General features: G+C 66.3%; 9 protein-coding genes and 1 CRISPR repeat array. Of the genes, 1 reads left to right on the plus strand and 8 read right to left on the minus strand.

Going from position 1 to position 20,571, the window contains the following annotated elements; translation table 11 throughout:
- Positions 1-7: 7 nt before the first annotated feature.
- Positions 8-1,651, minus strand: a complete 1,644-nt coding sequence (locus tag ACOGI5_RS15990; protein ID WP_419865504.1) for a BCCT family transporter — start codon at positions 1,649-1,651, stop codon at positions 8-10.
- Positions 1,652-2,038: 387 nt separating this feature from the next.
- Here ACOGI5_RS15990 and proX point away from each other — a divergent pair, with 387 nt between their 5' ends.
- Positions 2,039-4,120 (plus strand): glycine betaine/L-proline ABC transporter substrate-binding protein ProX, encoded by a 2,082-nt coding sequence (proX, locus tag ACOGI5_RS15995; protein ID WP_419865396.1) that lies wholly within the window; start codon positions 2,039-2,041, stop codon positions 4,118-4,120.
- A gap of 318 nt (positions 4,121-4,438) precedes the next feature.
- Positions 4,439-8,294: a CRISPR direct-repeat array (repeat unit 36 nt; unit sequence GCTTCAATGAAGGGCCGAAGAATTCTTCGGCCAAAC).
- Positions 8,295-8,603: 309 nt separating this feature from the next.
- Here proX and cas2 read toward each other — a convergent pair.
- From cas2 to ACOGI5_RS16030, 7 genes are all read right to left on the minus strand, one after another.
- The gene (gene cas2, locus ACOGI5_RS16000; RefSeq protein ID WP_419865397.1) at positions 8,604-8,987 is read right to left on the minus strand and encodes a CRISPR-associated endonuclease Cas2; all 384 of its coding nucleotides are present in this window, start codon (positions 8,985-8,987) and stop codon (positions 8,604-8,606) included.
- The gene (gene cas1, locus ACOGI5_RS16005) at positions 8,905-10,545 is read right to left on the minus strand and encodes a CRISPR-associated endonuclease Cas1 (protein ID WP_419865398.1); all 1,641 of its coding nucleotides are present in this window, start codon (positions 10,543-10,545) and stop codon (positions 8,905-8,907) included. The genes cas2 and cas1 overlap by 83 nt, the downstream gene beginning before the upstream one ends.
- On the minus strand, positions 10,538-11,455 hold the full coding sequence (locus tag ACOGI5_RS16010; RefSeq protein ID WP_419865399.1) for a hypothetical protein: 918 nt from the start codon (positions 11,453-11,455) through the stop codon (positions 10,538-10,540). Before ACOGI5_RS16010 ends, cas1 begins: the two co-directional genes overlap by 8 nt.
- A complete protein-coding gene (gene cas3u, locus ACOGI5_RS16015) occupies positions 11,455-14,493 on the minus strand; it encodes a type I-U CRISPR-associated helicase/endonuclease Cas3 (protein WP_419865400.1) in 3,039 nt (1,012 codons plus the stop codon). Before cas3u ends, ACOGI5_RS16010 begins: the two co-directional genes overlap by 1 nt.
- Positions 14,483-16,015, minus strand: coding sequence for a type I-U CRISPR-associated protein Csb2 (gene csb2 / locus ACOGI5_RS16020; RefSeq protein WP_419865401.1), 1,533 nt, complete (start codon positions 16,013-16,015; stop codon positions 14,483-14,485). Before csb2 ends, cas3u begins: the two co-directional genes overlap by 11 nt.
- Positions 16,012-17,265, minus strand: a complete 1,254-nt coding sequence (cas7u, locus tag ACOGI5_RS16025; protein ID WP_419865402.1) for a type I-U CRISPR-associated RAMP protein Csb1/Cas7u — start codon at positions 17,263-17,265, stop codon at positions 16,012-16,014. Before cas7u ends, csb2 begins: the two co-directional genes overlap by 4 nt.
- A gap of 277 nt (positions 17,266-17,542) precedes the next feature.
- Complete coding sequence (locus ACOGI5_RS16030) at positions 17,543-20,413, minus strand: cell wall-binding repeat-containing protein (protein WP_419865403.1); 2,871 nt, start codon at positions 20,411-20,413, stop codon at positions 17,543-17,545.
- Positions 20,414-20,571: the final 158 nt, after the last annotated feature.

The raw sequence follows: 20,571 nt of genomic DNA on the forward strand, positions 1-20,571 counted from the left end.
CGGCCGGTCACTTCGACGGTCCGTGCTGAAGACGATCTTTGACCGTGGCAATCAAACCGCTGTGCTGGGATCGGAAGATCTGCTCGTCGTAATGGCTCTCGAGCAGGTCGAGTTCCTCGTCGAACGCCTTCTTGCAGCTCCAGCACATGATCAGCAGGATCAGCGCGAACGGCAATCCGATCGAAACGGCCGCCGTCTGCAGAGCGCTCAATCCGCCGCCGATCAGCAGCGCAATCGCCACCGCGCCCTCCATGCATGCCCAGAAGACCCGCTGAGGCTTCGGCGAGTCCAGCTTGCCTCCGGAGGTGAGATGGTCCACGACCAGCGAACCCGAGTCCGACGACGTCACGAAGAACGACACCAACAGCAGCACCCCGACGAACGAGACGAGGCCGGTGAGCGGGAACGACTCCAGCATGTCGAACAGAGCGGTCGCCACGTTGTCGTTCACCGCTGTCGCCACGTCGCGTTCCCCGCTCTGCTGCAGGTGGATGGCAGATCCTCCGAAGACCGCCATCCACAGGAAGCACAGGATCGACGGCAGGACGATGACGCCCAAGAGCAGCTCGCGCACCGAGCGGCCCTTGGAGATGCGGGCGATGAACATCCCGACGAACGGCGACCACGAGATCCACCATCCCCAGTAGAAGATGGTCCACCACGCCTGCCATTGCGTTTCGCTGAAGGCCGCATTCCAGAATGCGAACTCGGGCAGGACCTGGATGTAGTTGCCCACACTCTGGGTGAACAGCGACAGGATGAACAGCGTCGGGCCGACCAGCAGCACGAAGACCAAGAACGCGCCTGCCAGCCAGATGTTCAGCTCGCTGAGCCGCTTCACGCCGGCGTCGAGCCCAGCAACCACCGAGATGGTCGCCAAGAACGTGATGCCGACGATCAGGAGCACCTGGAACCATTGCTCGTCGGGAAGCCCGAACAGCTTGTTCAAACCCGCCGAGGCCTGGCTCGCACCGAAGCCGAGCGATGTGGCCAACCCGAACAGCGTGGCCATGACCGTCAGGATGTCGATGACGTTGCCCCACGTGCCGTAGATCTTCTTGCCCAGAATCGGGAAGAAGATCGAACGGAACGTCAGCGGCAGGCCCCGGTTGTAGGCGAAGAAGCCCAGAGCCAACGCGACCAGCCCATACAGCGCCCAGCCATGAATCCCCCAGTGAAGGTAGGTGGTCGCCAGCGCCGCCTGGCCTGCCGCTCCGCTTCCGGCCTCGACGCCTTCGAAGAACGGGGACGGCGACATGAAATGGAAGATCGGCTCCGCAACCCCCCAGAACATCAGCCCGATGCCCAAGCCCGCCGACAGCAACATCGCATACCACGAGACCGTGGAGAACTCGGGCAGGGCGAACGGGCCGCCTAGCTTGATCTTCCCGTACCTGCTGAACGCGAAATAGACCGCCACGAGCAAGAAGATGTTGAAGTCGAGGATGTAGAACCAGCCGAGCTTCTCGTTGATGAAATCGAGAATTGAGCTGAACACATCCTGGGTGCCGTCGACGAAGATCGACAGCAGGATAAAGGCCAGCAGGATGCCCGACGACCAGAACGTCACCTGCGGATGGATGTCGAAGCCGGCACGCACGATATTGCGATCGCCCGGCTCCCGGTCAGCCACCTCTGGGTAGAAGTCGATGTCCGGATCGATCTGCAGACCCTGCAGCGGCTTGCGGTCGTGAATCGCCTCGTCGCGCCGGCGCTCCTCCTCTTCCTCCCAATCGTGCAACGCAAGCGTCGCCTCGGTCAGATTGATGTCCGTGTCGTCGGGACTGCGATGGATCCGCGGATCCCCCTCAGCCTCCGTTTGCGCGTCGTCCACAGCGGACCTCCGAGTCGCTCGTGCCGGAAGTCGACGTGCGCACTCGGGCGACACGCCGCCCGGTCCTGACACATTAGTCAGCCTGCCAAAGCGCTTCTGACATGCATTGACCATCTGGTGAGAGCCGGGTGGCACTTGGTGCTGACCTATCCGTGCAAACTGTGTCATGACCCGGGTCGGGGGCGACGCGAAGGGACGCCGGCGGTGACGCCGCCGCGGCGCCTGCGCGGCGCCGTGAGCGCCGTGGTGGTGATGTTCGCCGTCCTCGTGCCGCTCGGCGGCGCAGCAGCACAGGACGCGGCGCCGGAAGCCCCGGTGCGCTTGGCGCGTCCCACCTGGGACACGGGCTGGTTCCAGGCTGAGATCTACCGGCTGCTGCTCCAGCAGCTCGGCTATCGGGTCGAAGGCCCGGTGACCATGGAGAACGCGGAGTTCTACGAGGCGGTCGCTGCAGGCGAGGTCGACCTGTGGGCGAACGGCTGGTTCCCGCTCCACGATGTCTACATCGGGTCCGGTGCTGCTGTGGAAGCGGTCGGCACGGCCGTCGGCGACGGGGCGCTGCAGGGCTACTTCGTCGATGTCAGCACCGCTGAGGCCCACGGCATCGCCAACCTGGGCGACCTCGCCGATGCATCGGTGGCGGCTCTGTTCGACCGTGACGGCGACGGACGGGCCGACCTGGTGGGCTGCACCGCTGGCTGGTCGTGCGCGGACACCATCGACCATCATCTCGATGCCTACGGGCTCGAGGGCACCGTGGAGCACATCCAAGGCGACTACTCGCCGCTCATCGCCGAGACTGTCGCCCGCCACCGGGCAGGCCAGCCGGTGCTCTACTACTCGTGGACACCGAACTGGACATTCGGCGAGCTCGTGCCCGGCGTCGACGTGGTGTGGCTGCAGACGCCGTTCCCGTCGCTGCCCCGAGACCAGACGGCCTCCGTCGGCCGCACGCTTGTCGCCGGGATTCCCGGATGCGCCGACGACCCGTGCCAGACCGGCTGGCCCCCCAACGACATCCGAGCCGTCGCCAATTCGGATTTCCTCAAGGCGAACCCGGCCGTCCGCACGCTGCTGGAGCAGATTGTCATCCCGCTGGAGGACATCTCGGCGCAGAACGCCCGCATGATCAGCGAAGGGGGCGACCCCGCGGACATCCGCCGCCACGCCGACGAGTGGATTCAGGCCAACTCGGCAACGGTGCAGGAGTGGATCCGCGCTGCTGATCCCGGCGCAGTCGCGCTGGCGCCTGGCGGCGCCGACACCCCCTCAGGCGGGACCCTCACGGTCGCAGCCCGCGCCCTGCCGCCGTTCGTGATCTACTCCAACGGCGCCTACAGCGGCTTCGAGGTGGAGCTGATCAAGCTGCTGGCGGCCGACCTGGGAATGGAAGCGAGGATCTACACGGTCGACACCGTGGCCAAGCAGATCGACGACATCCGCCGCGGCATCGCGGATGTCGGCCTCGGCGGCACGTCGGTCACGAGCCATCGCGAGCACGACGTCGACTTCACCGTGCCGGTGCTCGACTCGGGTCTCAGCATCCTCACGACCGCAGGAGAGTCCCGAGGCATCGCGGACCGCATCGCCGCGTTCTCACGGGCCATCGCGTCATCAGACCTGCCGTGGCTGCTGGCGGTATTCGCCGTCGCCGTGCTCGTCGCCGCTCACCTGATCTGGCTGCTCGAACGCCGGCACAACCCCGACTTCGCCGAGCCGTACCGCAAGGGAATCTGGGACTCCTTCTACTGGTCAGTGGTGACGATGAGCACGGTCGGCTACGGAGACAAGGTGGCGCGCGGCAACCGGGGCCGAGTGCTGGCGCTGTTCTGGATCGCCCTGGGCACCTTGGTGTTCGCGAGCTTCACCGCCGCGATCGCCTCGTCGCTGGCGGTCAGCGAGCTGCGGTCAGGCATCTCCGGCCCTGCTGATCTGTCCGGACGCCGGGTCGCCACCGTCAAGCACTCTGCCGGCGAGACCTTTCTGCCGTCGATCGGCGTGGGATCGGTGATCGTCGATGACGTGAATGAGACCTACGAGCTGCTCGACAACGGCGACGTCGAAGCAGTCGTGTACGACGCCCCGGTGCTGCGCTACTACGCAGCTCACCGCGCCGGCGGCGACGTCATCACGGTCGGATCAGTCTTCCAGCGAGTCCGCTACGGCGTGATGGTCGGCGAGGGCAACGCGGAGCTGCGCGAGCGCCTCAATCTGGCGCTGCTGGAGCTTGTCGAATCCGGCATCTACGACCGCCTGCATGACGGCTGGTTCGGAGCGGACGAATAGCGGCCGACGGAGCGGGGCCTCTGTGCATTTTCCCTGAAAATCTGCTGTCCGCTGCCTGATTTTCGAGGCAAGAGTGATCGACTGTCGAGTTTGTCCCCGGGGCCGGCTGACGAGCGGGCGCTGCGCTCCGCCGTTGCGCGCCCTGCTCGACGACTCGGCCCGCGCAACTGCGGCGTTCTGGTCCACCCACAGCGGCGCCGAGCTCGATCTCCGTGCGACGGTCGGCGGCCGAACCCTGGGCTTCGAGATCAAGCGAACCGAACAGCCCAAGGCGACCCGCTCGATGCACAGCGCCCCGTCGACGATCTTTCAAGAAATGCTTCAATGAAGGGCCGAAGAATTCTTCGGCCAAACCAGGCTGGCTCGCCCACGGCGCCTCCATCGCCGCTTCACCCCTTCAATGAAGGGCCGAAGAATTCTTCGGCCAAACCCTGGGCGCTCGGCCGAGTGCATGACGGGTAGCGGCCTTCAATGAAGGGCCGAAGAATTCTTCGGCCAAACTGGCTCGTCATCGAGCCACGCCGAAGCGTGCAAGAGCCTTCAATGAAGGGCCGAAGAATTCTTCGGCCAAACGACGAGTACCGGGGCAGCTGGTGACCCTCGCCGACGCCCTTCAATGAAGGGCCGAAGAATTCTTCGGCCAAACAAGACGACCACCTGCTCATCGGCTGGCGGTCGTGCCTCCTTCAATGAAGGGCCGAAGAATTCTTCGGCCAAACCAGCGCCGGATGCTGCGGCAGCGGGCCGAGTTCGACCTTCAATGAAGGGCCGAAGAATTCTTCGGCCAAACATGCCGTGCGGGCACTAGCTCAGCTATCGGCACAGGCTTCAATGAAGGGCCGAAGAATTCTTCGGCCAAACCCGGTGCCCGACGCCACGATCAAGGTGGATTCCACCCTTCAATGAAGGGCCGAAGAATTCTTCGGCCAAACGCCGAGGCTACTCCCCACACCTGGACGCCGGGTAGAGCGCCTTCAATGAAGGGCCGAAGAATTCTTCGGCCAAACCAGAGCGCGGCGCATTGAGCTGTTTGCCCGCTCCACGGGCCTTCAATGAAGGGCCGAAGAATTCTTCGGCCAAACAGGGAGTCCAGCACGTTGTCGCCGGGGGCGACCCTCGCTTCAATGAAGGGCCGAAGAATTCTTCGGCCAAACCCCTGCCCATCGTGCGCACGGTGCATCAATGGGGAGATAAACCTTCAATGAAGGGCCGAAGAATTCTTCGGCCAAACAGAGAGAGGAATGGAAAGGGATGAGCGACAGAGAGAGACCTTCAATGAAGGGCCGAAGAATTCTTCGGCCAAACCGGCATGAGGCGGGCGGCTGAGGTGCTCGACTCCGACCTTCAATGAAGGGCCGAAGAATTCTTCGGCCAAACGTGCAACGACCCATGCGCCCACGGATACGTCAAGCCCGTCCTTCAATGAAGGGCCGAAGAATTCTTCGGCCAAACACGAGGCCCCGGAGGAGCCTATCAGGGGGACCAGGAACCTTCAATGAAGGGCCGAAGAATTCTTCGGCCAAACCGACCCAGGGGCCACAGGCCGGACTGACGCTGGCAGCCTTCAATGAAGGGCCGAAGAATTCTTCCCGGCCACCGCCCGGCAGCACCTCAGCCTTCAATGAAGGGCCGAAGAATTCTTCGGCCAAACGACCGCTCGCCGACACTCGGCAGGCGGGCACCGGGCCTTCAATGAAGGGCCGAAGAATTCTTCGGCCAAACGCGTATCATCGTCGGCGCCACGCCGAACCATCATCAGACTCCTTCAATGAAGGGCCGAAGAATTCTTCGGCCAAACCTGCCGGGGGCGGTCGAGGCTCGGACTGACGCTGGCAGCCTTCAATGAAGGGCCGAAGAATTCTTCGGCCAAACACTCAGCGGGGGCAGCTCGTCGCCCGCATGATGCAGGCTGCGGGCTTCAATGAAGGGCCGAAGAATTCTTCGGCCAAACTTGACCAAGAAGGGCACCGTCGCCGACAGGAACTTGCTTCAATGAAGGGCCGAAGAATTCTTCGGCCAAACCTGAGGACGTACTGCACCAAGCTGCGCATCCGCGCCCGCTTCAATGAAGGGCCGAAGAATTCTTCGGCCAAACGACATCGGAGCGCTCGTCAAGGCCGGCCACATCGAGCATGCTTCAATGAAGGGCCGAAGAATTCTTCGGCCAAACCCGACCCGGCCGCCAACGGCCGCCACATCTCGATCGACGGCAGCTTCAATGAAGGGCCGAAGAATTCTTCGGCCAAACAAGGCCGCCATGGAGCATCTGCTGAGCCTGCACCGCGCTTCAATGAAGGGCCGAAGAATTCTTCGGCCAAACGAAAAAGGGGATCTGCACAGCGGTCGCCGATCTCGGCTGCTTCAATGAAGGGCCGAAGAATTCTTCGGCCAAACCTCATGGCCGAACTCGTCGTCGGCGGGGAGCAGCGCTCATGCTTCAATGAAGGGCCGAAGAATTCTTCGGCCAAACTGCGCGATGTCATGGTGGAAGGCCCGTCAGGTCTGCTCCCCTTCAATGAAGGGCCGAAGAATTCTTCGGCCAAACTGACCTTGCCGACGGGAAGATCAGCCGTCCCTCGGCTGCTTCAATGAAGGGCCGAAGAATTCTTCGGCCAAACTCTCGTCTGGCCCGTCAGCTGAGCCGACCTGCTGACCGCTTCAATGAAGGGCCGAAGAATTCTTCGGCCAAACTGCTCCGACTGTCCTGCCCAGCCTCTCCGCAAGCCGCTTCAATGAAGGGCCGAAGAATTCTTCGGCCAAACCTCGCCGAGGAACTGCTCGGCGGCGCCAGCGAACGCCTCGAGCTTCAATGAAGGGCCGAAGAATTCTTCGGCCAAACCTGCCGCCCGCCGGCGGCGGCGAGACCGTCACCGCTTCAATGAAGGGCCGAAGAATTCTTCGGCCAAACGCCGCCGGCCTGTGCGCTGCGATCGCTGCGGGCATCCCCCTTCAATGAAGGGCCGAAGAATTCTTCGGCCAAACGCGGCCGCCTCGGTGAAGGGCCGCTCGGCGCTCCGCCGAGGCGTCGCTTCAATGAAGGGCCGAAGAATTCTTCGGCCAAAACAACGATCGTCGTTTGAGGCCAGCCCTGAATTCGCGCTTCAATGAAGGGCCGAAGAATTCTTCGGCCAAACCCCGACCGCCCGGCGACCCGGCGCGCTCTACGCGCTTCAATGAAGGGCCGAAGAATTCTTCGGCCAAACAAAGCACATCGTTGGACTATCGAGCAGACGGCCGTGCGGCGCTTCAATGAAGGGCCGAAGAATTCTTCGGCCAAACCTCACGGCACCCGCACCGAGGCGAGCACCGCATCGAGCTTCAATGAAGGGCCGAAGAATTCTTCGGCCAAACGCTGGCGCAGGTCCCGAGTGGACAGGGTGCACGCATCGCTCGCTTCAATGAAGGGCCGAAGAATTCTTCGGCCAAACACTCGGGCCGCGTTGGTCGCCGATGTGCAAGCGCATGCCGCTTCAATGAAGGGCCGAAGAATTCTTCGGCCAAACCCCGACAGTCACACCGCGCTGCACACCAGCAGCGCTTCAATGAAGGGCCGAAGAATTCTTCGGCCAAACCGCGGCGACAGATGCTGACCACCGCCGGCATCGTTCAATCGCCGCGCTTCAATGAAGGGCCGAAGAATTCTTCGGCCAAACTCCGGCGTCGCCGCGGGTCAGGGCGAGCCGGCTCGGCGCTTCAATGAAGGGCCGAAGAATTCTTCGGCCAAACCCCGCCACGGCCCGACGGCCACACCGCATGGTCGAGCTTCAATGAAGGGCCGAAGAATTCTTCGGCCAAACGGCTGGGCTGTCGGCGGTGGACGACCGGCACGCGATCGCGTCGCTTCAATGAAGGGCCGAAGAATTCTTCGGCCAAACGCCTGCACCCGAGGGCCTCGGGCGTGCGACTCCGGCGCGTCGCGCGCTTCAATGAAGGGCCGAAGAATTCTTCGGCCAAACGGCGGCGTCGGCGAGCGGCCAGGCACGGCCGGCCGGCTTCAATGAAGGGCCGAAGAATTCTTCGGCCAAACCGCCACGGCCGGGTGCGGCCGTCGCATGGCCGAGCTTCAATGAAGGGCCGAAGAATTCTTCGGCCAAACGAGTGGTGGAGCTCCAATGACGGTCGGCCGGCACGTTGGCTGGCTTCAATGAAGGGCCGAAGAATTCTTCGGGCGAACGTTCCCGACCATCGTGCTTCAATGAAGGGCCGAAGAATTCTTCGGCCAAACCCGCTGCTGAGGACCCACCAGATGATCGGCGACGTGTGACCGGGCGCAACGCGCTTCAATGAAGGGCCGAAGAATTCTTCGGCCAAACCGCTCTCGAAATCTACTGGGGTTGACCAGCGGTTTCGGGAGCAGTTGCGAGTGCTCTATGCGTAGAGGCGCTCGGGAAGCAACTTTTTCGGTTGTCAAGGTGCAGATGAAGTCCGTACTTCAGGGCTGCGAGCGCTGCCCGGGAGTTGGGGCCTGACCGGACCGCTCGCATCAGACGATGACCGGTCCGGAGCTGGGTAGTGGTGGTGCATTGCCGAGGAAGTCGAAGCAGTCTCTGCCTCGTTCGGCAGGCATTCCGAGGTCGACGAAGGCGATCGTGTCCTCGCCGTGATGGATGACTTCGCCGAGCTCGGTCTTGAGATTGATCAACTCGATGCTGTCCAGGTCGCTGATGAACACGCTGTAGTGCATCGGCCATCCGTATGCCTTCATGGCTTTGTGTACTTTCCGGAGGCGCTTCGGGTCTCTGATGTCGTAGGACACGAGATACCGACGGCGACCGCTCACGAACCTACCTCGTGGTGAACGGCACGTACTCGGGAATCTCACCGAGCATGGCGGCTGCGAGCATCCGAGCCTGCACTTCGAGCACACGCCGGTAGGTGATCTTGTAGCCGTAGGTGGGATGAGTGATCTCGTGATCGAGGCGGCGTTCGTACGACGCGATGACGGCCCGGCGGGCCGCCTGCTCGAGCGCCACTCCCCCAGCGCGGACGATGAAACCGTTCTCGGCCACCTCGCCGTTGTTCACTGCGTTGATCACCACCGACTCGGCGATGATCGGCCGGAATTCCTCCGCCAGATCGAGAGCGAGAGCCGGCCGTCCGAACCTCGGCCGGTGGTACACGCCCAAGTACGGGTCGAAGCCGATGGAGTACACGACGGCGGTCAGGTCCTTGACGAGCAACGCATACAGGAACGACAGCAAGCAATTGACCGGGTCTCGCGGCGGGCGCCGGTTGCGTCCCGCGAAGTCGAACGTGCCCAGCCGGTCGTCCTTCAGCATCGATGCGAAGCTGCCGAAGTACGAGCGGGCAGCCGCTCCCTCGGTGCCCAGCAGCGACTCGACCGAATCGACCTCCGCCGCTTTCGTCGCGAGTTCTTTCAGCTGCCCGACCGCGGCGTCCACCGGTTCGCGCGAGTTGCGCATCAGCAGGGTGCGGGAGTTGCGGATCTTGCCGACGATCATCTGACGCGCCAGCGGCAGACCCGCCTGGGCCGCCACTGCGACCTGGCGCCGGCGCAGCTCCACATGCTTGGACGGCAGGCCGTGAGCGATCCCCTGGAACCAGCCTCCGTAGCTGAACCAGCACACCGGGATGTCCTCCCGGAACGCCGCTTGGAGCAGCTGAGTCGACACCTGGACGTTCCCGCTGAGATTGATCTGCGAGATGTCGATCAGGCGATCGCTGCGCACCACCTCACGATTGACCTTCACTTCCACCCGCCGCTGGCTGATCCCCAGCCGAGCGCCCTGTTCGGTCACATACAGCGGCCGTGCCTCCGAATCGCGTGGCGTCAATCGCCTCGGCGTGCCCTCCACGCGCCCGGTGTGGAAGTTGGTCTCATCGGGCAGGCAGATGCCCACCAGCGAGCAGCGCGGACACTTCGGGCTGTCCACCAGCGGCGGCGGCGCATCATCGGCAGCCGCGACACGACGCAGCCGCTCGACGGTGTCGAGCGTCTTGCCCAGCAGGCGGTCGTCGAACTCGACGGTGGTGCGTTCGCGGGACGCCGCGAAATAGAACTGACCCTCATCGCAGTCATAACCGCTGTCACGCAGGATCAGCCCGATCGCAGCCAACTGCTGCAGCTCCGGCTCCCAAGCCGGACCATGCTTAGGCGGACGACCGCGCTTGACCTCCACCGGCACAACCCTCCCGTCGAAACCCTCCACGATGTCGGTCTTGGCAATGAGCCCCAGCCGCTCCGAACTGACCAGCACAGAGCGCGCATTGCTCACCGGATCGTCCTCCGACGACCCGCCCATTCGGCCGCCGCCCTCATCCACACGACGATGCACGTAACGCCCATGAACAGTGTCCGAACTGTCCTCGAACCGGCTCTGGACCCACTCCAGGTAGAACAGCCGCGGGCAGTACACGAACTCATTCACCATCCGAGCCGGAACAAGATCAGGAACCTCAGTCACGCCACCAGACCACCTCGGGCGGTCCGAAATTGGCCAGGCCCATGGCGCGATCGTTCCGCCGGATCGACGATTCCAAGATGCGGAACACGCCGAGGGAAGGCAGGGCTCTCTCGAGCGAGCCGTTTCCGAGGCATCCGGCGTTCGCGTGTGCGACCAAGGTGCGGGCGACGTTCAGAGTTGCCGGACGATTCCACAAGGGCCAAGAGAACGACCCGTCTCGCCACGTGCCCCGGCAGCCCGTCGTCGCCGTCTTCCTGTGGCCGGGGAAGACGGGGAACATGCTGAGCCCGAGAATGGCCAAGCACTCGGCACCCGGGACTGTCAGCTTCGGATTGTTGGTGTTGTCGGTTGGGTCGAACGCTGAGAGCGCGTATGCGCGGTCGTCGGCGATGTCCCACCGCAGCGATGGGAGCTTGCTCGTGTACTGCCACGGCCCGACAAGAGCCTCGATAAGGTCGTCTGACGTTGTGCTTGCGAGAATCTTGCGAGCCATAGCCAAGAACTTCATCTGACCGGCAGTGAAGTGGAAGTCCGTGGGCTTGGCCTTCTTGCCCGTCACGGCGTCGAGGCTTCCTTCCGCCACGAGCGAAGCCGCCAAGGCGCCGCTGCGGTGATGTCGCGCCTCGGAGAGGTACGTGCGAATGCCGGCGGCAGGGAACTTCACATCCGTGGCCTCGGGAACCGGACACAGGGCTGGCTCAGCTCGCCACTGCGTCGCCACTTCAAGAACTCTGGCGACGATCCCGTCATGGTCGAGATCAGCCGTGACTCGTGGAACTGGGACGACCCCGTCGCTCCACCGGACGAGCGGCTGGAATGGGGTGCCTGCGAACGCGACCTGGACACCGAGCGCGGCCAGGAATCCGAGGGGATTGTTGCCGGACAGTCCAGGCAGCTCCAGCTCCGCCATCACCGGACCTCTGGGGAGGTGCGGCGAAATCCGTGCGCTTCGGCCTCGCTCTGCCGGTGGTCTGCCAAGCGGAGGATCGCTTCCAGCCAGGCGAGGCCGTGGTGCCCGTATCTGGCACAGAGCCGCCAGAACCGGTCGGCCATGTCCAGCGCCAACGAGGTCTCGCTGAAGTCGGTCCGCGTGTTCAGCAGGCTGCCGTTGAGCCCATAGGTGAGATCTTGGGGGCACGCGTCGGGCAGGATCGCTGCGAGCGGCCGGGCATTGCCGTGATGGGTGGCCAGCAGGTGCAGCACGAGATCGGGGTCATGGGCCCCGCCCAGGGCTTCGGGCGCCGACTGTGCCAGCGCCACGCTCGCGAACTCGTGACGGGCGGGCGGCCACGCGTGCGGACGGGTGCGAGCCCCAGGAAGCGACTTGGCGAGAGGCTCGCGCAGCATCGCCAATGCAACCCGATCGTGACCGACCATCTGCGCCTGAAACCTGGGGTCGACCTTGCCCAGATCGTGCAGTTCGCCGGCGAGCCGCATGTCGTTCGCCAACTCGGCGGAGAGCCCGAGACGTTCGGCGAAATCTGCTGCGCGCTCGCCCACGCCGGCGAGATGGTCGCCGAGCCGTATCGCTGTTCCCGTGAGCGACGGCTCATCGTCGCCGCCCGTCCCCGTCATGTCGACAGATCGCTCGACGATCACGTAGTAGTTCGGCAGATCCCGCTGTCGGGCCGGCCCCTCGGCTCCGCCGCCGGCGTGTGCGATCAGCTCGACGTCAAAGTCGGCGCCATCGCCGAGGTGCTCCAAGACCCCGATGCCGTCCTCGTCGGCGGCGGACTCGTCGCCGAACAGCCACCGCAAATGCTGCGGCACTGCTGTGAGCCGTCGATCCATCAGCTCGTACAGCTCGTCTATCCATAGCAGGATCCGGAGCTTGGGCGACCGCGATCCGCCGTCGTCGATCTCGACGTCAACATCGCCAGGCGAGAGATCGTCGCTGAGGGGCCTCGGCAGCCTCGGAGTCTCGTCGCCCAGCCACGCCCGCAACTGACGGTCCAACTGCTCGTCGAGTCGAACGGTCCGACGCCGCCGGCCCGCCCACTGTGCCTCGTCGCCGAGATCATGCACAGCCACGTCGCTTGGGGCCGTTTCGCTCGCGGCTGTGTCTGGAGCGGCGGCCTCTCCGCGCGGCAGAGGATTCCACGTGCCGTCGCTGAGGCCTCCGACGCCGGGATGGGCGAGCAGCACGTCGCCGGGCCCGATGTCCTCGACGGCGATCTCCCGCACGACGTCGTTGCCACCGACGTAGCACCGGACCGTTGTCGACTCCCCGGCACCCGGCGCATCGCCGGGGCTTCTTCGCGCGCTGGCGGCGCAGGCGACATCGGCGACGAGTGTCTCTTCGCCGCCTCGCAGCCATGCCTTGGCGGCAGAGAGCGGCACCGGCAGCTGTTCTGCCGGACGCGGCGGCACTAGCCGCAGCGCATCTGGGCTGCGGTCCCAGCGCCACACGATGGCCACCTCGGGTTCGGGCGGGTTGTCGTCGAAGCCGTGCAGGAAGTCACCGATCTCAGGCTGTACCAGCGGCTCGGGGCTTGTCTGTGTCCATGCGTCCATGTGGGTGCACAGCAGCAGGGGGGACCTTCGGGTTGGCGCGGCCGCCTCGTGGGGGAAGCCGTGGAGTTGGGTGCTCGCAGGACCGATGTCGATCTGGCCGTCGTCGGCGCGGGCCGACAGCTCGTTCCACGTCACCCGAACGGCTTCGCCGTAGATCGGGTCGGGCCGCTTGCCATTGAGCTCAGTCTTGAGGCCGAGCACCCAGCAGCGTGCGGGCTCGCCGGTGCGCTCGGCCAAGGTGCCGCGGCGGTCGAGACGGCCGACGCGTTGGCGGAGGCTGTCGAGCGGGCTTGCCTCGGTGACGAGCGCGTCGAAGCTGAAGTCGGCGCCGACCTCGATGGCCTGTGTCGCCACGACGACGGTGCGCTCGGCATCGGGGTCGCGGCTGTCGGGGTCGACCAGCGCTTCGATCTCGCGGAGTCGTCGCTGACGGTCCAGCGGTCGCATGCGACCGGTGAGCAGATGCGCCGTGACGCCGGCTTCGGACAGCGCGCGCTGCACCTCGCGTGCCGTGCGCACCCGATTCACGATGACGCCGATGCTTCGCTCAGCGCCGCTCAGGTCGTTCTGGATGGTGCGCACGACCGCCGTGGGCAGCGCCGAATGCGCGCTGCGGCCTGCTACCTCGACCAAGCGGGCGCGCTTGGCGGACCGAGCGATGCGTCGCAGCCGTGCCGCGGCCTCGCTGCTGCCCTCGAGATCGAGGTCGGGCTGCAGCTCGAACCGGTCTCCGCCATCGATCGCAGGCGTGGCCGACATCTCGACGATCCCGCCCCGCCGGGGCAGCAGCGAGCCGTTGAAGGAGTTCGCTGACGGCTCGCTGCGCACGTCTCGCAGCGTGGCGGCGAACGGCTTGCTCAGGTGGACCTCGTCGAGGATGACCAGGCAGTCATTGCCCGCGAGCCCGGCGTGGATCGGACGCATCGCTTCGCTGATGCCGTAGCCGCGGAACAGCAGCTTCGAGCCGAACTGATCCACGGTGGAGACCATCACCCACGGCTGGTCGGGCTGTGTCGCCCAGGCGTTGTCGAGCGGAATGCCGCCGCGCAGCGCCGAGACGCCGACCGGTGCATCGGCGTCGCCAGCGACCTCGCTGAGCGCGTCGCGCACGCTGGCGAGCACCCCGCTGTCTGCGGCGCGGATGGAATCGCTGATCAGCCGGGCTCGCTTGCAGACCTGGTCGACGACGATGCGCCGGTCGATGACAAAGACGATGCGCCTCGGGAATACCTCGGGGCGGGCGGCGAGCGCGAAGACCGCTGTGTCGAGCACGGCTGTCTTGCCCGCACCGGTCGGCAGATCGATCACGTCCGGCCATCGCTCCTCGCAGAGCACCCGGTCTGCCAGGCGCACTTGCCACGGATAGGGGTCATGCCCGTGGACCGATCGGAAGTACTCCCCGAAGAGCGCTGCATCGAGCCGGTCAGTGCTCATCGCTGCTTCCCCGGCTGCTGCGCTCGGCGAGCGGGAGACGCTGCGTCGCAGGCCGCATGAGGCCGAGGCCGAGAAACCTGCCCGAACCCAGAACGAGCGGCCCCCTGACGGCGTGGTCGAACCGCACCGCGGCGTGCACCAGGCGGCGACGCACGCCGTCGCCGCGCCGGGTGCCCTGCACAAAGGCCGGATAGTGAGCTGCGGGTTGCGCTCCGGGGATTAGCGGGTCCAGCGACACGGCCACTGCGGCCGGCTCGGGCAGCCCGACATGGATGCACGACCGGCGCACCTGCTCCTCCGCGGCCGCCCATGCCTTCGCCCGAGCGGCCGGCGAGCCGCTGGCGAGCCGGCCGGGATTCTTCGGGAGCGCTACCGGCATTGCGCTGATCCACTCCGACGACGGCCTCGACCATGTGCCGGCACGCAGGCTGCTGAGCTCGAACGGCGGCTGCCTGCGCTGCAAGTCGATGACCTGGCCGCCGCCGAGCGTGAGACGGCATCGGCCCACAGGCTCAGCGTGCTCCCAGGTGCCGATGGCGCGATATGCCGCGTGGGCGTCACCGCTGTCGAGCGCCACTGGCATCATTGCCGCGAGGCCCATGATGCGGCCGTCCGCGTAGTCGTGGCCGACATTGGGCAGCGCCAGAAAGGCGACATGGGGGTGCCGGCTCGGGCTGCCGTCGGGCAGGTGGCCGCTCAAGCCCTCCGGCGGCGGGTCGTCTGCGTGACGAAAGACCGCGCCGCGCAGCGCCTCGGCCAGTTCGACCGTTCGGATCGCCAGGAAGCGGCGCTGGTCGACCGGCATCTCGAACACGACGAGCTCACCCGCATTGTCAGGCCGCGCCGACGACGGGCCGTGATCCGCCTCGGCCGGTTCGGCGTAGCGGACCCCGACGAACGGCAGTGCCCGCGGACGCACTCCCTCATGGCGTCGGTGAGCGGCCTCCAGCGCTGCGAGCTGGCCGCGCTGGGCACAACGGAGCACCAGCGGCCCGACGCCCGGGCGCAGTGTCGGTTCGGGCACATCGTCGACCAATCGGCACGAGACCAGCGAAGATGAATGACCGATTCTCGTCACCCCGGCGAGCAGGCCGCCCAGTGCCGCTCGGGTGCTCGCATCCGGTGCGGCATCCCACCGGTAGACCACGCGAGGGTCGGCGGGCGTGACCGACGGGAAGTGGCGCTCCTGCTTGATGCGACCGTCGGGAAGCAATTCCAGCGCCGATTTCACAGCGCCTTTTCCCGTGCGGAGCCGGGCGTCATTGACCGGCACGAAGACGCTGACTGCGCGCCTGACCGCCACGTTGCCGTCCTGGGAGGCTGCTATCTCGGGCGGGTCTTGGCGCTCGAGCCATTCCAGCGCCGCTCGCTGTGCCGGATCGGGCTCGTCGGCGTCTGCCCACGTCGCCACGAGCGCTGAGAACAGCCGAGCCGGGTGCGGCGGCCACTCGTGCTCGCGGCGGTCGTGATGAGCGGTCGCGACATAGCGCCCGGTCAGCAGCGTCACCTCGACCGCGATCACGAGCCGTCCGCCGCTCCCGCCCGAACGGACACCTCCCGACTGCGCCGCAGCAGCTCCACCAGCTTGGGCGCAGGCACCAGCCTGATCTCGCCGGCCTCCCAGCCGGTGCCGACGGTCTCGGCCCAGTACGAGGCCTCCTGCAGGAGCGCCGCGCTCGACTCTCGGTCGATCTCGACCGTCTCGGGAGTGGACCCGTCGCGCCCCACGAGCTCCACCGACGGAGGATGCTCGGGCACCAACAGACAGCGCGAACGGAGATCCATGTCCATCTCGTAGCCGTAGGCGACAGCCGCGACCCCCAGTGCAGCCACCGCAGTGCGGGCCGCGACGGCCGCCTCTCGGCTCGCTCCGGCGAACTTCAGGCGGCGAAGCGCCGCCAGCGAGATCACCGTGGTCTGGCGTGCCGACGAGACGGTGACGCCTCCCGCCAGGCCGTCGATCGAGGGCGCGATATTGCCGTGATTGATCTTCGAGGGCTGGCCAGCCTCGCCGCTCTCGCTCCCCCGCGACGCCCGCTCGGGCTTGCCGTTGCGGTCCTTGGCCGCCTCGTCGGGATCGAGCGTCCACACCTGCTCAGGGTCGGCGTGGTTGTACGCGGCCTGATCGGCCGGCAGCTTCTCGATCTGCAGCGGATCGATCCGGCTGCCGACCTTCGATCCGACCCTCGCGTCCAGCCCGACAACCTCCGAGACGTACGCCCGCTGGAATTTGGCGCCCAAGCCGCCCTTCGGCCCCGTCGAATCCCACTGGCCGAACAGCAACGCCGTCGGCGCGTACTTGAACATCGCGCCCGCGTTGCGCGGCTGAGCGTCGGTGATCGCCCGGCCGACATCGGTCAGCCGGAACAGCGTGCCCTCGAGCAGGCTGTCGCGGAAGATCGCATCGGCGAGGCGGTGCGGCGCTTCGAGCACCGTCAACCGGCCGATGTCGCTCACATCGGGCTCGCCCGAGAAATCCACGAACGGCACCGGGAAGCGCAGCTCGTCGGTCTCCCAGCCCTCCAAGAGCGCCAGCTCCGCCCGATTCGCCTGCGACGCCACCGAGTCCAGCAACACCGTCGTGGACACACGGTCGCCGATCTGGCGTTCCTCGACGGCATATCTGTGCTGGGCATTGCCTGGGACCGCGTAGGTCGGCGGGAACACCTTGCCGCCCTCGCCGTCCGCAGGCTGCAAGCTCATGATTGAGCGCAGAGCGACCGCTCCGCCTGCCACGGCGTCCTGCAGCATCTTGTAGGTCAACTCAGCCATTCGTGTCTCCTTTCTGGCAATGCATCGCCCCACATCGCGGGATTCGCATACTGGTCGATGGGTGTGACATCAAGAACTCGAGCACGCCCAACGAGAGAGGACCCACCCCGGCCGGCGGGACGGGTCCTCCCGCATTCAAGCCGGCAATCCGTCCAAGAAAACCGGCTACGAACGCCGCCGGCACCCTACCCCACGCCCGTATTAGCAGGGAGGGGTCATACCGTGCCTGAAACATGCGTGTCGTCACCCGGTTGTGAGCTGCCTGAGCGGGCCGGTCTCAGGGGCTGCTGTTCGCTGCGCGGGGCCAGTCACGGTGCAGCCGAGGGTCCCGGCTGGAATCGACGAACAGGCGTCGCCCGGCGCTGACGCTCTCGTCGGTGTCGTCGGTGTCCGGATCGTCGTCGATGCCGGAGCCCCGCGCGAGTCCCTCGCGCAGATCGATCACCTTGCGGCTGACGTTGATCGCCTGGGCGATGGTGTGGTCGGGATCCTCGGTGGTGAACCGGAACACGACCTGCCTGCCGGGCAACGGGGCCGCGATCTCCAGCTGGTCAGGGCTCCACGCTGCGCCCGCCGGCAGCAGCCCCTCGAGGATGTCGCTGATCAACGCATCCGGAATCTCACCGAGGCTCTCGCCGGCACCCAGATACTCGGTGACCCAGTCGCTGAAGGTGACAAGGAAGCTGACCGAGCTGATCCCGCCCTCGAAATCGATGTCGCCGGTGAAGCCTGTCTCGTGGAGGTCCACGATCTCGTCGTCGCCTTCGCAGGGGTCTCGCAGCTCAGCCGCAAAATGCTGGGAGAAGTCCCGGTTGCTGTTGAGCAGCTGCACGAGTTCCCCATAGGTCTGGCTGCGCGGCTCATCGCCGGGAGCTTCGATGTGGCGGATGGTGATGAACTGGCTGCTGGAGTCCACCCACACCTGCGTCGCCGGCGGGTCGTCGCCGACGACCCCGAATGTTCGATCGGACCTCTCGCTGCGGATCTGCCACCCGTTGCCTGCTGCGCCCGCCGCCTCACCGGACCACTTGGCCACGATGTCCACGGACTCGCCAAGCGATGCCTGCGCCCGTCGGCTGATGTGCTCGATCTCGTCGGGGCGCGTGGTCTGCTCGCTGTCGTCGACGCCGGGATTGGGCGCGCCGACGAGCACCGACTCCACCGCAAGGCGCGCTGTGGGCGCAGTGACGGAGGCGCCGCGGCTCGCGCTGCGCTGGCGGGATTCGTTGATGGCCACGCCGCTGCGCAGCACGACCCGGTCGCCGGGCGCGAGCGCGTAGGCGCCGCCTTCGAAGCGCAGCGGGAACGAGTACAGCGCTGTCCCCAAGAATCGGTCCAGACTCACCATCGTCGGCGATTCGACGCCGACCGGGGCGCCGCTGTCGGTGATCACCCGGATGCGCCCGGAGTTGACGGTGATGCCGTCATCGTCGCCGGTGGCGGGCTCGCGGAACTGTGGCGCCTGCACCGAAACCCAGAGGTCGGTCTGGCCGACGAGCGCGATCGCCGTGATCGACGGCCGGCCCGACACGCTGCGGGGCGGCTGCACGACCTCTATGTCGCCGCCGATCGAGCGCCGGTCGTCGTTGGTGCTGTGCCAGCCCTCGGCCGTCTCCAGCACGATCAGGTCGCCGGCTTCGAAGGGGTCATGAACGGTCACCTTGACTGACGAGAACAGACCGCACGGATCGCTGCTGACGCGCGGAAGCAGCTCGATTTCCTCGATCCAGGCGGGGGCTCCGTTCACATACAGCAGATCGCGCACCCTGCCTCTAAAGCGCGAGCCGTCGACCTCGAGACTCTCGCTGAAGTTGATCCGCAGCGTGTCGTCGCCTGGGGTGACGCGGATCTGGGCGCTCAGCGGCCGAGCCGATGCCGCCGCAGCGATCGCCTCGGCCATCGTCTCGTCGTCGACCTCGCCGATGGCCGCTACCAGCAGGTGGTTCCTGCGGTCCCCGACGTCGCGCGGGGTCCTGGCCAGGAAGCTGCGGACCGAGGCCGGCAGCGGGCCGCCGGCGAGCAGCAGCGGCACCGGACCGGAGTCGTCGATTCCCACTGCGAGCAGCGGCGCGGCCGCTGCCGCCTCGATCGGCGAGCGGGGATCAGCCAGCGCAACCACGCTCTGCGACGGCATGAGCTCGTCGCGGCACGTCGCCGTCAGCATCTGCGCCGCCGCGGCTGCGCCGATCGTTGTCGAGCCGCCCGCCACTCGGTTGACCTCGTCGACTCCTTCGGCCAGCAGCGGCGAGACGACCGCCCCGGACACCGCTGAGGTGCCGCCGACGATGACCACCCGTTCGATGCCCGCCTGCCGCAGGTACCCGGCAGCGGCATCGGGCAGCTCGTCACGACGGGTCAGCAGAATCGGCAGCTCACGGGCGAACGCCACCGATCCCAGCCCCACAGCCTCGGCGAGACGCTTGTCATCGCCGTTGACCAGCAGCGCAGCGGAACCCTCAGCACCGCACCAGGCGGTGTCACCGGGAAGTTCCCTGGCCGCCGCCGCGGCCGTGCCATACCGATCCGCACCAGCCACCCGCCGCACGGTCGGCTCCGCCTCGAGCGACGCCACCTCGGCGACCACCCGCTCGCTGACCGCGGCGGGGCCGCCCATGACAATGACTGTCGAGACGTCGTGGGCGTCGATGAACTCGGCAACCGCCGACGGCAGCCGATCCGGTTGGGTGAGCATGACCGGCGCCTTGTGGTAGCCCGCGAGGCCCGCCGCCGCGAACGTGTCCGCTATCGATGCTCCCGAAGCCAGCACCACCGCGGAGACCGCCCCGAGGCCGCCGCGCTGGCGCGCGAATCGCCACGCTGCCAGCACCGAGGTGTCGTAGCGGTCACGGCCCGCCAGCAGGCGAACTCCGCCCGCCCCGAGCGTCGTCTGCCCATCATCGGGATCGACGAACAGCTCGCCTGCGGTGTTCGCGGCGCTCGCCGCCCGGCTGCCGACGAGGCTCAGCGATGTCGCCGCCAACACGCACGCAAGCAGGATGCGGACAGCCCTCATGCCGCGATGGGAGGTCTCCGCCAGGTGCCCGTACGGCGACTCACCACAGCGACGCGTTTGCTGCGGCGGCAGCTCGTCCGCTCGCCACGCCGGCTCGCCGGGCGGCAGCCCATCGTTGTGTCCGCCGTTTGACATGCATTGGCTGATTCCCCGCACTGAATGACATCGACAGGCTAGTCAACACAGACCAATATGCTGCCATTCGACTGATGCACGCGATCTGGCGGCACCGTCGGCGTCGAGCACCTCTCGGGCTGGGCACGAGCACGCCCCTGACACCCCGGCCAGCAGAC

Source organism: Candidatus Poriferisodalis sp. (assembly GCF_965208925.1).
Lineage (GTDB): Bacteria > Actinomycetota > Acidimicrobiia > Acidimicrobiales > Poriferisodalaceae > Poriferisodalis.

What these genes read in the sequence shown, in the direction of transcription:
- ACOGI5_RS16010 (WP_419865399.1), bottom strand. Translation starts at nt 11,455, where the DNA reads ATGGCGGAGCTGGAGCTGCCTGGACTGTCCGGCAACAATCCCCTCGGA.
- cas3u (WP_419865400.1), bottom strand. Translation starts at nt 14,493, where the DNA reads ATGAGCACTGACCGGCTCGATGCAGCGCTCTTCGGGGAGTACTTCCGA.
- cas7u (WP_419865402.1), bottom strand. Translation starts at nt 17,265, where the DNA reads ATGGCTGAGTTGACCTACAAGATGCTGCAGGACGCCGTGGCAGGCGGA.
- ACOGI5_RS16030 (WP_419865403.1), bottom strand. Translation starts at nt 20,413, where the DNA reads ATGTCAAACGGCGGACACAACGATGGGCTGCCGCCCGGCGAGCCGGCG.